Here is a 13279-nt window from a genome sequence, read left to right on the forward strand (position 1 = left end):
ATGCCGAGACCCGGAAAAAAGACCACCGAGCGCGCCAAGGATTTTAAGGGCACTCTGCGGCAGCTCCTCAGCGCATTGCGCCAGTATAAGCTTTCCCTCATCGTTGTGATGGTCTTTGCCATCCTTTCCACCATCTTCAATATCGCAGGCCCCAAAATTCTGGCCAAGGCCACCACGGCCCTTGCCACCGGCTGGATCGCCAAGCTGCGGGGGATCGGCAGCATCGACTTTGCTTACATCGGCAAGATCCTGCTCACCCTGCTGGCCATGTACCTCTGCTCCGCTGCATTCAGCTTCATTCAGGGCTGGCTGATGACCGGCCTTTCCCAGAAGGTCTGCTACGATTTCCGCCGCCAGATCAGCGAGAAGATCAACCGCCTGCCGCTGGCCTACTTTGAAAAGCGGACGGTCGGCGAGGTGCTCTCCCGCATCACCAACGATGTGGACACCCTGGGCCAGAGCCTGAACCAGAGCGTGACCCAGCTCATCACCAGCATTACCACCATGATCGGCGTGCTGATCATGATGCTGTCCATCAGCCCCAAAATGACTCTGATTGCACTGCTCATCCTGCCCGTCTCTCTGGTACTGGTGATGCTGGTGGTCAGGTTCAGCCAGAAATACTTCAAGGCCCAGCAGGCCACCCTAGGCGTTGTGAACGGTCAGGTGGAGGAGGTCTACTCCGGTCACAACGTCATCAAGGCCTTCAACCGGGAGGCCGCCGTGCTGGAGGACTTCAACGCCGCCAACGACAAGCTGTTTGAATCCGCCTGGAAGAGCCAGTTCCTCTCCGGCCTGATGCAGCCCATTATGAACTTTGTGGGCAACCTGGGCTATGTGGCTGTCGCCATCGTCGGCAGCATCTTTGCCGCCAACGGCATCATCACCATCGGCGATATCCAGGCTTTTATCCAGTATGTCCGCAATTTCACCCAGCCCATCCAGCAGCTGGCACAGGTGTCCAACATGCTGCAGAGCATGGCCGCCGCTGCCGAGCGCGTGTTCGAGTTCCTGAACGAGCCCGAAGAGGATCAGCTGGCCGACCCTGCCCGCCGGGCAGACCCTGCCTGCATCGATGGTCAGGTCACCTTTGACCATGTCCGGTTCGGTTATGTGCCCGAAAAGACCATCATCCACGATTTCAGCTGTAAGGTGCAGCCCGGCCAGAAGGTCGCCATCGTTGGCCCCACCGGTGCCGGCAAGACCACCATGGTCAAGCTGCTCATGCGGTTCTACGATGTTGATTCCGGCTCCATCACCCTGAACGGCCACGACATCCGCGACTTTGACCGCAGTGCTCTGCGCGAGGGCTTCGGCATGGTGCTGCAGGACACCTGGCTGTTCAAGGGCACCATCATGGAGAATATCCGCTATGGCCGTCTGGATGCCACCGACGAAGAGGTCATTGCCGCCGCCAAGGCCGCCAATGCCGACCACTTCATCCGCACCCTGCCCGGCGGCTACCAGATGGAGCTGAACGAGGACGCTTCCAACGTCAGTCAGGGCCAGAAGCAGCTGCTGACGATTGCCCGGGCCATTCTGGCCGACAACCGCATCCTGATCCTGGACGAGGCCACCAGCAGCGTGGACACCCGCACCGAGCAGCGCATCCAGACTGCTATGGACAACCTGATGCGGGGCCGTACCAGTTTCGTCATCGCCCACCGCCTGTCCACCATCAGGGATGCAGACCTCATCCTTGTCATGCGGGACGGCGACATTGTGGAGCAGGGCACCCACGACCAGCTCATTGAGGCCGGCGGTTTCTACGCTGACCTGTACAACAGCCAGTTTGAGGATGTTGTGGATTAAGCCACGCTCCCTTCTTTGAAAAAGGCTCAGGTTTCGATCAAAAACCTGAGCCTTTTTCTTTTGTCAATTCCTACCGGATGTGCTATACTTATTTTTGTGTCTTGAAGTAGGAAAGGAGTAACCACTCATGGAAACCACTCAAAAGCCCTACGCATTCAGCCGCAAGGTATTCTGCGAGGGGATGCGGGATGGTGTGCCCATTGCGCTGGGCTATTTTGCTGTCTCGTTCTCATTGGGCATTGCAGCCCGCAATGCGGGGCTGACCCCCATTCAGGGCTTTTTTGCAAGCCTGTTCAACAATGCTTCTGCCGGTGAGTATGCAGCCTTTTCGCTGATCGCTGCCGGTGCCACCTATCTGGAAGTTGCCATCATCACCCTGATCGCCAACGCGCGCTACCTGCTGATGAGCTGCGCTCTGGCCCAGAAATTTGCCCCCGGCACGCCGTTCTTCCACCGGCTCATCATCGGCTACGATGTCACCGACGAGCTGTTTGGCATCACGATCGCACGGCCAGGCTATCTGAACCCGTTCTACACCTACGGTGCCATAGCGCTGGCGGCCCCCGCCTGGGCCATGGGCACAGCGCTGGGCATCATTGCGGGCAATCTGCTGCCGGTGCGTGTGGTCAGCGCCCTGAGTGTGGCCCTGTACGGCATGTTCCTGGCCATCATCATTCCCCCCGCCCGGAAGAACAGGGTTGTTGCCGTGCTGGTGATGCTGAGCTTTGCCCTGAGCTTTGCCTGCGGCTGTCTGCCCGGCATCGCTTCCCTTTCGGACGGCACCCGCACCATCCTGCTGACGGTGCTGATCTCCTGCGGGGCAGCCGTTCTGTTCCCTGTTACACCCGAAGCACCGGAAGCTGCCGGAACTGAGGAGGTGCAGGCATGACCTACAATAATTGGGTCTATATCGCTGTGATGGCCGCCGTTTCTTACGCCATCCGTGTGCTGCCGCTGACCCTTATCCGCAAACCCATCAAAAACCAGTTCATCCAGTCCTTTCTCTACTATGTGCCCTATGTAACGCTGGCCGTGATGACCTTCCCGGCCATCATCAACGCCACCCAGAGCCCCATTGCCGGTGCAGCCGCGCTGGTAGTGGGCATCGCCGCCGCATGGTTCGGAGCCAGTCTGTTTCAGGTGTCCGTTTCCTGCTGTGCCGTGGTGCTTGTGCTGGAACTATTTTTGGTGCACTGAGCTTTCTGCCGCTGTGGTTCTGGGTAGGCCATGGCGGCTTTTTGGTCTTTGAAAATTTTTTCGGAAAACTTGTAACGTTCCGGCGGTTTTGCCGTCTTATGGGCGAACCGGTTCCAAAACACACCAAAAAGGAGGGATGCGCACATGGAGCACCGCAGTTTTGAGCAGATTTATCTGCAGTATTACAAGCCCGTGTACGCTTACCTGATGACATTGTGCCAAAACGAGGAACTGGCAGCAGAACTGACCCAGGAGACCTTTTACAAGGCGCTGGATGCCATTGACGGGTTCAAGGGCGGCTGTGCACTGAATGTCTGGCTGTGTCAGATTGCCAAAAACACCCTGACGGATACATACCGGCGGCAGAAGCGGGAACTGCCCCCGCTGGACGACACTCTGACGGATGTGCCCAGCCCCGCCCCCCTGCCGGGGGAGGAACTGGAGCAGCGGGAAGGAGCACTGAGCCTTTACCAGAAGCTTCATGCCCTGCCCGAACCGTACCGGGAGGTGTTCTGGCTGCGGGTCTACGGCGAACTGACCTTTGCAGAGATCGCCGCACTGCACCACAAGACCGAAAGCTGGGCGCGGGTGACCTTTTACCGCGCCCGAATGAAAATGAAGGAGGCCATCTTATGAAACTACCCTGCTACCTGGTTCAGGACCTTCTGCCCCTTTATAAAGATCACGTCTGCGACGAACAGACTTCCGCCGATGTGGCAGAGCACCTGAGCGACTGTGCCGCCTGCTCTGCCCTGCTGGCTGAAATGGACGCCCCGCCCCAGGAAACTGCGGTACAGGAAGAGCAGGCCGCTGAGGCCGCTGAGGCCCTGAGCACCGTAAAAAAGAATCTGCGCGCCCGGCAGGTAAAAATCACGCTGGCCGCTGTGGGCGGACTGCTGGCCCTGATCTGCGCTTTCTTTGGCTGGCGCTACTGGATGATGCACTCTTATGTGGACCTGCCGGTCGAAGATCTTGTAGTAGAAGAGACCCATGAAGTACTTCCCTCTGATTCCTACGGATCTATCCACACCATTCAGAAAAATGCAGTCAGGAATGCAAAGACAGGAGTTTATTACACCACAGTCGGCTATCAGGTACGTTATTACAGGGACACCCCCATTGTGTTCCTGAGCGTCACACAGACCCGGTGGGAAGCCCTGATGCGCACGTTCAGTAAAAACAACGAGCCTATCTGGTTTGAGGTTTCAAGTCCTTACACGCTGTTTGTTACGCGGGACACCTATTTGACCCTGCGGGCTGCCCGGCTCATGCCAGAGCAGGATGAACTGATTGACATTCTGGCAGATGATGCAACGCTGACCCGTTACGATGGCGGTTTCTCGTGGACTGATACTTCTAAGACCGTCAGCATTCTTTTAGAACAAGTGCGTTTTGCAAAAGTACGCGCAAGGAAAACATCATGAAAAAAATCTTAATTTCCGGATCCTCCGGCTTTGTGGGTTCCCGAGTACTGCACCAGTGGCAGGGCCGTGCAGAGCTTTTCACCTTCCCGCGCGGATCTCTGGCCGCTGCCGATGAATCCGCCATTCGCCGTTTTGTGGAAACCGTGCAGCCTGATGTCATCCTGCATCTGGCGGCATTGTCCGATACCGGCTACTGCCAGCAGCACCCGGAGGAATCCCAGCGTGCCAACGTTAAACTGCCCATCTGGATGGCAAAAGCTGCACGGGACACCGGGGCCAAACTGATCTCATTCAGCTCGGATCAGGTGTACGCAGGTGTGACCCAGCCCGGCCCCCTGCCCGAAACGCTGCCGCTCTCCCCTGTCAATACCTATGGCCGCCACAAACTGGAGGCCGAGGAGCGGGTCCTTGCGCTCTGCCCGGAGGCGGTGCTTCTGCGGGCTCCGTGGATGTACGATCTGCCCGGTGATGGCCTGCCCCTTCGGGGCAATCTGCTGCTGAACCTGCTGCAGGCCGCACAAAACGGTACTCCCGTTCGCTTTTCGCCACACGATCACCGGGGTGTCAGCTGGGTGCGGGAAGTGGTGGAACAGCTCTTCCCCGCCTTACAGCTGCCCGGCGGTGTATACAATTTTGGCAGCGGGAACGATGCCGACATGGTCACAACGGCCCGGCAGTTTGCCGAAGCGCTGGGCGTGCAGGTGCAGATCGAGCCTGCTGATTTCTCCCGCAACCTTGTGATGGACAGCTCAAAGCTGGCCGCACAGGGGATTCGATTCCATGATACATTGAGCAGTTTTGAAGGCTGTTTGAGGTTTTATCAAAAATAAGAACGACCCTCTCCGCCAATGCTCCGCATTGCCACCTCTCCCAAAGGGAGAGGCAATTGCAGCTTCGAGGTAAGATTCTGCAAATCAGCAGTTTTCTTCCTGTCAGATGCGTTGGCTCCCCCTTCGGGGGAGCTGGCACGCGTCAGCGTGACTGAGAGGGTCGTTTTATGTTACAGCAGAATACAGATCAATCCGGTGCAGCCATCGTTGATGACCTGTTCCAGCGTTTCCTGCAGGCGGGTGCGGGCTTCCTGCGGCATGTGGAGGAGCTTGTTCTGCAATCCCTCATTCACCAGTTCATGCAGGCTCTTGCCAAAGATGTTTGATTCCCACAGCCTCTCCGGGTCGGCTTCAAAATCGCCCAGCAGGCTCTGCACCAGATCCTCGCTCTGCTTCTCGGTGCCCACAATGGGGCTGATTTCGGTATGGATGACGGCTTTCATCATATGGATGGAGGGTGCGCTGGCTTCCAGTCGGACACCGTACCGCCCGCCCTGCCGGACGATCTCCGGTTCCTCCAGCGAGAGCTCCTCGATGCTTGGCATCACGATGCCGTAGCCGGTGGCTTCCACCTGTTCCAGTGCACTGCGGATCTTCTCGTACTCCCGCTTTGCCCGGGAAAGCTCAATGATGCAGGGCATCAGGCCCGCTTCGTCGCCAATTTCCAGCCCCGTCTGCTCACTGAGAACGCGGTAGAACACCTCTGGCTTCAACAGAACGGTCACCCGCACCACGCCGTCGGAAAGGTTCATGCCGCTCAGGGCAGACTCCTGCACCGAATCTCCGGCCAGCGCTCCGGCACTGTTCTGGGCCGGAACATCCTTCATCCGGCTGATCTTCTCTGAAAACTGGAGCGCCGCCGTGTAGATCTCGTTCTGGAGCCAGTGGCCCTTTTCCAGCATCGTCACCCAGCGGGGAATGGCAAAATCCAGCTCCCGCACCGGAAATTCGTAGAGGACACGCTGCAGGATGGACAGCAGGTCATCTTTCTGCAGATCCAGACAGCTCACCGGCAGGACCGTGCGTCCGTATGCCTGTTCCAGCTCTGCAGCCAGAGCCTTTGTCTCCGGAGCATCCGGGCGGGTGCTGTTGAGCAGGATGACAAATGGTTTGCCCAGCGCTTCCAGCTCTTCTACCACCCGCTTTTCGGCGGGCAGGTAGTTTTCCCGGGGGATCTCGCTGATGGAGCCATCGGTGGTGACCACGATGCCGATGGTGGAGTGATCCCGGATGACCTTGCGGGTGCCGGTCTCAGCGGCAAGGTCAAAGGGGATTTCTTCCTCGAACCAGGGGCTTTTGACCATGCGGGGCTTCTCGTCCTCCTCGTGGCCCATGGCTCCCTCCACCATATAGCCCACACAGTCGATGAGCCGGATGCGGCATTCCCCGCCGCCCTCCAGTTGGAGCGGCACTGCCTGCTCCGGGATGAATTTCGGCTCTGTGGTCATGATCGTTCGCCCTGCCGCTGACTGCGGCAGCTCATCCCGGGCCCGGAGCTTTGCGTCCGCCGGGCCGATGGCGGGCAGCACCAGCTGCTCCATAAACTGCTTGATGAGGGTGCTCTTGCCGGTGCGCACCGGCCCCACCACCCCGATCAGGATCTCTCCGCCGGTGCGTGCCCCGATCTCCCGGCAGACAGTGGCTTCCAAACACTCCTGTTTTTCCAAATTGCTCTCTCCTCTCTCCCGTCCGCACCGGGCGGCAAGGCCGCACCTTCTGCGTCTGCTTCTCGGAAACAGTCTATTCGGACAGGCGGCAGGATATGAGCGGCACCTAGCGAAAAAGCGTCGGTTGACGGAAAATCCTTCCTACGCTACAATAGAGAAAACTGTATGGAAAGGCGGAACACAGATGGAGTGGAAGGTTTATTTTGAGGACAATCCGGGCTGTCACCGCCCGCATCGGGGCCGCCCCGGGCAGGAAGTGTCCTGCGGGGCACACTTGGTGTGGGGCGGGCAGCATTTCATCATCCCGGCGATTTACCTTTGTGGAAAAGGGCTGGTTGTAGACATCTGCCGCCGGGTGGAGCGTGAAGCGATCGAAGCGCATTACCAGAAGTTGGCCGCTTATGAAGGGATGGATATTGACGAATGCCCGCCGGAAGTTGTCGAACTGGCCGAAGCCGAGGACCCGTTTGGTTCTTTTGACTATCTGCCAAGTGTAGCCATCAACGGCAAAACCGTGGAGTACAGCCGCGGTGCCGGGGAATACTATAACCCCCTCCGCTCCGAAGAGGAGATTGTTTGCAGCGGTGAACAGGCCGCGCGGGACATCGTGAAGCACTACGGGCTTGACCCGGAACAAGGCTGGGATCTCCGGCAGTGGAGCTTTCCCTGGGCGACAAAGCGCAGGCCTACCCACATCACCAGCCTGACACTGACCCTCACCCAGCGGGAACAGCCTGCCGAAGCGGTGCAGTTCACGGCAGCGCCCGGAAAGGTCGTGGAGTTTGCCCATCCCGTCACCGGTGTGCCCTGCGTGCTGACGGTCAAAGACCTGAAACCGGCCCGGCTGCCGGAGAGTGACCTCCCCCACATGGGGCCGCCCATGGAATGGCCCCGGGAATTTGTGGAAATGACTTACACCCTGACCCCCGCCATGACCACCGGCTGGGTGCAGGTGAACGACTGCGCCTCTAGTGATAAGCCCATCCGGAAAAGCGACGCACCCACGGAAGATGGAGCCATTGGCATCATCGGCGGGGCAGACGGCCCAACGGCGATCTTTGTGAGCGGAAAGCAGCAGGGTGATACCCGCACCGCCTGTTCCTCGCTCCACTTTGCGCCGGTGGAACCGGAAAATATCCGGTGGAAGGTGACCTACTACCAGAAGCAGCTCCCGGATGAAACTATAGCGCTCTGATAACGAAAAGACAGGCGGCACCAACTGAAGTTGGATGCCGCCTGTTTTACTATTCAGATCAACTTGATGGCCACCGCCTCGCTGGTGCGGTCCTGGGCTTCGTTGGTATGCTCTGGGTCATCCAGCATATAGCGGAGCAGAAGCACCTCGCCCACATAAAGCACCGCCACCTTGATGGGGATGCTGCCGGAATCCAGCGGGCTTTCCTGCGCGCCGCACCGCAGCACCACATCTGCCATGGCTGCGCCGGGCGAATCCTCATAATGGGTGAGCAGAATGATCTTTGCGCCGGATGCCTTGGCCGTGCGCAGCGTTTCCAGCATATCGCGGGTCGCGCCGGAATAGGAGATGAAGAGCACCACATCCTCCGGGCCCATCAGGCTGGCAGCCAGGATCTGGAGATGACTGTCCCCTGCAGTGCGGAACTTATTGGACAGGCTGGAAAAGCGGGCGCAGATATCATTGGCCAGCAGCATACTGCCGCCCTGACCCAGGCAGAACACCTGCCGCGCGGCACGCATCAGATCCACAGCCTGCTCCACGGCTTCGGGCGAAAGAGAATTCTGGGTGCCGTTGATGGCAGTGAGAAACAGGCCGCTGGCGTGCTCACACAGGCTGGCGGTGGTAGCGCCCGGCTCCGGCTCATGCTGGTTGACCAGCGCACCGGTGGCGTTGGCCTGCGCCAGCGAAATGCGCATCTCATGGTAGCCCTCAAAGCCCAATGCCCGGCAGAAGCGGAACACCGTTGCCTCTGCTACCTTGCATTCCCGCGCAAGGGAGGAAATGGAAAGGTACTGTGCCTCGTCGGCATGGTGGACAAGGTAATCTGCTACAGCACGGCCGGATTTTGTCAGTTCGCCCTGCCTTTGCTGCAGCAGCTCCCAGAAATTTGTGGTCGTAGACATGATGGTCTCCTTTTTCCTGCTCCGTTTCCCGCCGGAAGGGCCGGCCGCACACGCCAACACCATTGTCGGGAAGTTTTCCTTTAAGAAAAGTATAAAAGAATCCCAGCCGCTTGGCAAGAGGGGCTTTGACTACAAATTCGCGATCGTTTCTGTGCAGAGCGCCCAAATTCGCCGCATTAGTATGACTTATTTGTGAAAATCCTTTTCAATTTGCCGGATTTTCCCCTCTTTTTTGAGTGAAAACTATTTTCACCAGCAAAAAGCGTGATTTTTCTACAATGGTTACAAAATAGCTACAACTTTCAAAATTTCCGTGAATCCTGCCCAAAATGCCAGTCTTTTCGCTAAAATTGTGCGACATCCACAAGAAAATCCTTTCATTATTGGGCAGACAGCCGATAGACAAAATGAAAATATTTTTCTATAATAAGGCCAATAGAAGCGGTTCCCACACGAGGGCCGCAGAGCAGAATCGCACTACATCAATGAGTAAGGAGAAGTTTCTTATGAAAAACAGTATCTCTCGCCGCTCTTTCCTGAAGGCCGTGGGTGCCCTGAGTGCAGCCGGTGCACTGGCCGCATGCGGCGGTAGCTCCTCCAGCAGCACTGCTGCTTCCTCCACTGCAGCTTCTGCAGCGGCAAGCACCGCAGCTGGCGCAAACATCAAGCTGTGGACATATCCCATCGGCGGCTGGGGCAAGGACGAGACTGTGCAGGAGCTGATCTCCAGCTTCAACGCAAAATATCCCGACATCAAGGTCACCGTTGAGTACCTGGATTACACCAATGGTGATGACCAGGTCAACACCGCCATCGAGGGCGGCAGCGCACCCGACCTGATCATGGAAGGTCCCGAGCGCCTGGTTGCCAACTGGGGCAAAAAGGGCGTTATGGCTCCCCTGAACGACCTGTGGACCGACGATGCCAAGAAGGACATTTACGCTTCCGTTGAGTCCGCCTGCAGAAACGATGCCGGCGACTACTATGAGTATCCCCTGTGCATGACCGCACACTGCATGGCCGTGAACATGACCAAGGTCAAGGAAGTGGGCGCAGACCAGTACATTGATACTGATAAGCACACCTGGAGCACCGACGGCTTCCTCAAGACCGTTGACGCATTGTACAATGGCGGTTATGAGAATGTTGCAGCCATCTACTGCAGCGGCCAGGGCGGCGACCAGGGCACCCGCGCGATCATCAACAACATGTACGGCGGCACCTTCACCGATGCCGAGCACACCAAGTACACCGCTGACTCCCCCGAGAACATCAAGGCCATTCAGGCTCTGTACGATGCCAAGGGCGTGAACTTTGATGCTTCCATCAACGGCGGCGAGGAGATCACCCTGTTCCGCAACGGCACTCTGCAGATGGCATTCTGCTGGAACATTGCACAGCAGCTGAACTCCGACAACAACGATGCCGGCCTGACCAACAGCGGCGACGAGATCTTCCCCATGGCCTTCCCCACCGAGAGCGGCGATCCCAAGCTGTGCGGCGGCATCTGGGGCTTCGGCATCTTCGACAACGGCGACGAGGCCAAGATCGAAGCAGCCAAGACCTTTATCGACTTCATCGCTGCTGACCCCGACCAGGTTGGCGCAAGCGTTCTGGCTTCCACCTACTTCCCTGTTCGTGAGAGCGTTGGCGACATCTACGCCGGCAACGACATTATGAGCGAGTACACCAAGTTCATGGGCTTCCTGGGCGATTACTACCAGATCACCCCGGGCTGGGCAACTGCTCGTACCGAGTGGTGGAACATGCTGCAGCGCGTTGGCACCGGCGAGCCCGTTGAGCAGGCCGTTGCTACCTTTGTTGAGAACGCAAATGCTGCCGCCACTGCCGAGGCATAAGCGCACCGCCTGAGTTTTTCATCGCAACGTTATAAACCTTGCCCCTTCCTCGATAATCCCGGCGAGGGAGGGGCATTCTTTTTGCAAGTTCCGTCGGGAGCCGGTCATTTTACCGGAGCTAAACGAAAGGTTTGGTGATTTTCTTGGCTGCTACCACCGTAAAAGTCAAAGAGCCAAAGCGCAGCCGCGCACTGGTCCGGCAGGAGACCATCGCATCCTATCTCTTCCTTCTGCCCAGCCTGATCTTCTTTCTGGGGTTCGTCATCTACCCCATGATCCTCTGCGTGGTCACGAGCTTCTTTGATTCCACCATGAACCGCGCCGATGTCTTTGTCGGCCTTGCAAACTACAAAGAACTGTTCGCCGATAAGATCTTCCTGGGCGCTCTGAAGAACACCTTCATCATCGTTATCGTGTCGGTGCCTGTGACCTGCGCCTTCTCGCTGTGGGTCAGCTCCGCCATCGTGGATCTGCCCGAGTGGGCCACCAGCCTTTTCCGCTGCGTGTTCTACCTGCCCGTTGTCACCGGTTCCGTTGCCGTTACCGTTGTCTGGAAGTGGATGTACAACAATTACTACGGCATCTTCAACTATCTGGGCAAGACGCTGGGTCTGATCGACAAGAACATCAACTGGCTGGGCGATGAGCGGTTCGCTCTGGGTTGCATCATCCTCATCCTGCTGACCACCTCTGTGGGCCAGCCCATCGTTCTGTATGTTTCCGCCCTGGGCAACGTGGACCAGTCCATCGTAGAGGCTGCCGAAGTGGACGGCGCGACCGATTTCCAGTGCTTCTGGAAGATCAAGTGGCCCGCCATCATGCCCACCACCCTGTACATCCTGGTCATCACCACCATCAACTCTTTCCAGTGCTTTGCGCTGATCCAGCTGCTGACTTCCGGCGGCCCCAACCACAGCACCGATACCATCATGTACTACATCTACTACACCGCGTTCAAGCTGTACCGCTACGGCTACGGCAACGCCATGGGTGTTGTGCTTGCCATCATCATTGCCATCCTGTCTGCGATCCAGTTCAAGGCTGGCAACCAGAATAATTGAGGAGGTGCGTAACAATGAGTGCAACTGCTGCAACTGCAAAAAAGCAAAAGCCCTTGAAGCGTCACCCCAGCAAGCTCAAGCAGGCCAGCGCCTATACCATCCTGACCCTGATCCTGATCAGCATCGTGGCCGTGACCTTTGCGTTCCCGCTGTACTGGATCATCACCGGTTCCTTCAAAACCGGTGCAGCCATCAACTCCACCACCCCCGAGTGGTGGCCCCATGAGTGGGTGCTGACCAACTACCAGAAGCTGTTTGCCGGAAAGAGCGCTCCGCTGTGGCAGCTGGCCATCCCCTTCAGTGCATGTTTCAGTGCCGACGGCGATCCCATCTACTTCTCGGTCGGACCCACCGCTCCTGCTGCCCTGCGCTGGATGATCAACACCGTGTTCATGGCTGTTGTCTCCATGATCCTGACCTGCATCACCGCCGCCATGGCCGGTTATGCACTGGCCAAGAAGCGCTTTGTGGGCCGTCAGCTCCTGTTCACCCTGATCGTGTGCGCAATGGCTCTGCCCAAGCAGGTCATTCTGATCCCCCTGCTGCGTGAGATGAGTGCCCTGAACCTCTACAACACCATCTGGGCTGTCATCTTCCCCATCGTCGGCTGGCCATTCGGTGTGTTCCTGATGAAACAGTTCAGCGAGGGCATCCCCACAGAAATGCTGGAAGCCGCCCGCATTGACGGCGCAAGTGAAGCCAAGACCTTTATCAGCATCGTGCTGCCCATGGTCAAGCCGGGCATCGGTGCTCTGGCCATCTTCACCTTTATCAACAGCTGGAACGATTACTTCATGCAGTTGATCATGCTGTCCAGCACCAGCAACCTGACCATTTCTCTGGGCATTGCAAAGCTGCAGGCGGAAAACAGCACCGACTTCGGTCTGATCATGGCAGGTGCTGCACTGGCTGCTGTGCCTATCATCATCATCTTCCTCATCTTCCAGAAGTACTTCACCAAAGGCATCGCAATGGGTGCCGTTAAGGGCTAAAATTGCGACCGCCGCCTGCGGCGGAAACAGGAAGCAATTTTTGGCGCAGCGGTCTGCAAGACGCGAGACCCGCCCAAGGGTCGAAGCGGATGCAGGGCACCGCAAGAGGGCATTGATGCAGTTGCCCGGAACAGAAAGCGTTGGAGCTTGATGTTCAGGAAGCAATTTTTGGCGCAGCGGTCTGCAAGACGCAAGGCCCGCACCAAGGGCCGAAGCGGATGCAGGGCACCGCAAGAGGGCATTGATGCAGTTGCCCGGAACAGAAAGCGTTGGAGCTTGATGTTCAGGAAGCAATTTTTGGCGCAGCGGTCTGCAAGACGCAAGGCCCGCACCAAGG

12 protein-coding genes are annotated in these 13279 nt (G+C 57.8%); 10 read left to right on the forward strand and 2 right to left on the reverse strand.

The genetic code is table 11. The annotated features are described in order from the left end of the window. The 6 genes from P0G09_RS03570 to P0G09_RS03595 all read left to right on the forward strand — a co-directional run bounded on the left by P0G09_RS03570 (nt 1) and on the right by P0G09_RS03595 (nt 5263). The gene (locus P0G09_RS03570) at nt 1-1812 is read left to right on the forward strand and encodes an ABC transporter ATP-binding protein (RefSeq protein WP_275251944.1); all 1812 of its coding nucleotides are present in this window, start codon (nt 1-3) and stop codon (nt 1810-1812) included. A gap of 127 nt (nt 1813-1939) precedes the next feature. After that, on the forward strand, nt 1940-2701 hold the full coding sequence (locus tag P0G09_RS03575; RefSeq protein ID WP_098922250.1) for an AzlC family ABC transporter permease: 762 nt from the start codon (nt 1940-1942) through the stop codon (nt 2699-2701). Continuing rightward, nucleotides 2698-3009, forward strand: a complete 312-nt coding sequence (locus P0G09_RS03580; protein ID WP_005934408.1) for an AzlD domain-containing protein — start codon at nt 2698-2700, stop codon at nt 3007-3009. Before P0G09_RS03575 ends, P0G09_RS03580 begins: the two co-directional genes overlap by 4 nt. Nucleotides 3010-3153: 144 nt before the next feature. After that, the gene (locus P0G09_RS03585; protein ID WP_117476140.1) at nt 3154-3645 is read left to right on the forward strand and encodes a sigma-70 family RNA polymerase sigma factor; all 492 of its coding nucleotides are present in this window, start codon (nt 3154-3156) and stop codon (nt 3643-3645) included. Then, nucleotides 3642-4433, forward strand: a complete 792-nt coding sequence (locus P0G09_RS03590) for a zf-HC2 domain-containing protein (protein ID WP_097771915.1) — start codon at nt 3642-3644, stop codon at nt 4431-4433. The genes P0G09_RS03585 and P0G09_RS03590 overlap by 4 nt, the downstream gene beginning before the upstream one ends. Next, complete coding sequence (locus P0G09_RS03595; protein ID WP_097771914.1) at nt 4430-5263, forward strand: sugar nucleotide-binding protein; 834 nt, start codon at nt 4430-4432, stop codon at nt 5261-5263. Before P0G09_RS03590 ends, P0G09_RS03595 begins: the two co-directional genes overlap by 4 nt. Before the next feature lie 170 nt (nt 5264-5433). Here the strand turns inward: P0G09_RS03595 and spoIVA are convergent, their stop codons facing one another. Continuing rightward, nucleotides 5434-6930, reverse strand: a complete 1497-nt coding sequence (gene spoIVA, locus P0G09_RS03600; RefSeq protein ID WP_097771913.1) for a stage IV sporulation protein A — start codon at nt 6928-6930, stop codon at nt 5434-5436. A 184-nt stretch (nt 6931-7114) separates the two neighbouring features. On the opposite strand from spoIVA, the gene P0G09_RS03605 reads away from it, so the two are divergent. Beyond that, nucleotides 7115-8125 carry a hypothetical protein gene (locus P0G09_RS03605; RefSeq protein WP_275251945.1) on the forward strand — a complete coding sequence of 337 codons (1011 nt, stop codon included), beginning with the start codon at nt 7115-7117 and terminating at the stop codon, nt 8123-8125. A 53-nt stretch (nt 8126-8178) separates the two neighbouring features. On the opposite strand, the gene P0G09_RS03610 is transcribed toward P0G09_RS03605, so the two are convergent. Beyond that, the gene (locus P0G09_RS03610; RefSeq protein WP_275251946.1) at nt 8179-9030 is read right to left on the reverse strand and encodes a MurR/RpiR family transcriptional regulator; all 852 of its coding nucleotides are present in this window, start codon (nt 9028-9030) and stop codon (nt 8179-8181) included. A gap of 506 nt (nt 9031-9536) precedes the next feature. Here P0G09_RS03610 and P0G09_RS03615 point away from each other — a divergent pair. From P0G09_RS03615 to P0G09_RS03625, 3 genes are all read left to right on the forward strand, one after another. Further along, a complete protein-coding gene (locus P0G09_RS03615) occupies nt 9537-10889 on the forward strand; it encodes an ABC transporter substrate-binding protein (RefSeq protein WP_097771197.1) in 1353 nt (450 codons plus the stop codon). A 134-nt stretch (nt 10890-11023) separates the two neighbouring features. Next, on the forward strand, nt 11024-11950 hold the full coding sequence (locus P0G09_RS03620; protein WP_035394544.1) for a sugar ABC transporter permease: 927 nt from the start codon (nt 11024-11026) through the stop codon (nt 11948-11950). A 14-nt stretch (nt 11951-11964) separates the two neighbouring features. Next, nucleotides 11965-12942, forward strand: coding sequence for a carbohydrate ABC transporter permease (locus P0G09_RS03625; RefSeq protein WP_275251947.1), 978 nt, complete (start codon nt 11965-11967; stop codon nt 12940-12942). Nucleotides 12943-13279: the final 337 nt, after the last annotated feature.

Source organism: Faecalibacterium sp. DFI.5.82 (assembly GCF_029076575.1).
Classification (GTDB): Bacteria; Bacillota; Clostridia; order Oscillospirales; family Ruminococcaceae; genus Faecalibacterium; species Faecalibacterium duncaniae.

Bases quoted from the DNA above. Each gene is read 5' to 3' on its own strand.
- P0G09_RS03570 (WP_275251944.1), top strand. From the start codon at position 1: ATGCCGAGACCCGGAAAAAAGACCACCGAGCGCGCCAAGGATTTTAAG.
- P0G09_RS03575 (WP_098922250.1), top strand. From the start codon at position 1,940: ATGGAAACCACTCAAAAGCCCTACGCATTCAGCCGCAAGGTATTCTGC.
- P0G09_RS03580 (WP_005934408.1), top strand. From the start codon at position 2,698: ATGACCTACAATAATTGGGTCTATATCGCTGTGATGGCCGCCGTTTCT.
- P0G09_RS03585 (WP_117476140.1), top strand. From the start codon at position 3,154: ATGGAGCACCGCAGTTTTGAGCAGATTTATCTGCAGTATTACAAGCCC.
- P0G09_RS03590 (WP_097771915.1), top strand. From the start codon at position 3,642: ATGAAACTACCCTGCTACCTGGTTCAGGACCTTCTGCCCCTTTATAAA.
- P0G09_RS03595 (WP_097771914.1), top strand. From the start codon at position 4,430: ATGAAAAAAATCTTAATTTCCGGATCCTCCGGCTTTGTGGGTTCCCGA.
- P0G09_RS03605 (WP_275251945.1), top strand. From the start codon at position 7,115: ATGGAGTGGAAGGTTTATTTTGAGGACAATCCGGGCTGTCACCGCCCG.
- P0G09_RS03610 (WP_275251946.1), bottom strand. From the start codon at position 9,030: ATGTCTACGACCACAAATTTCTGGGAGCTGCTGCAGCAAAGGCAGGGC.
- P0G09_RS03615 (WP_097771197.1), top strand. From the start codon at position 9,537: ATGAAAAACAGTATCTCTCGCCGCTCTTTCCTGAAGGCCGTGGGTGCC.
- P0G09_RS03625 (WP_275251947.1), top strand. From the start codon at position 11,965: ATGAGTGCAACTGCTGCAACTGCAAAAAAGCAAAAGCCCTTGAAGCGT.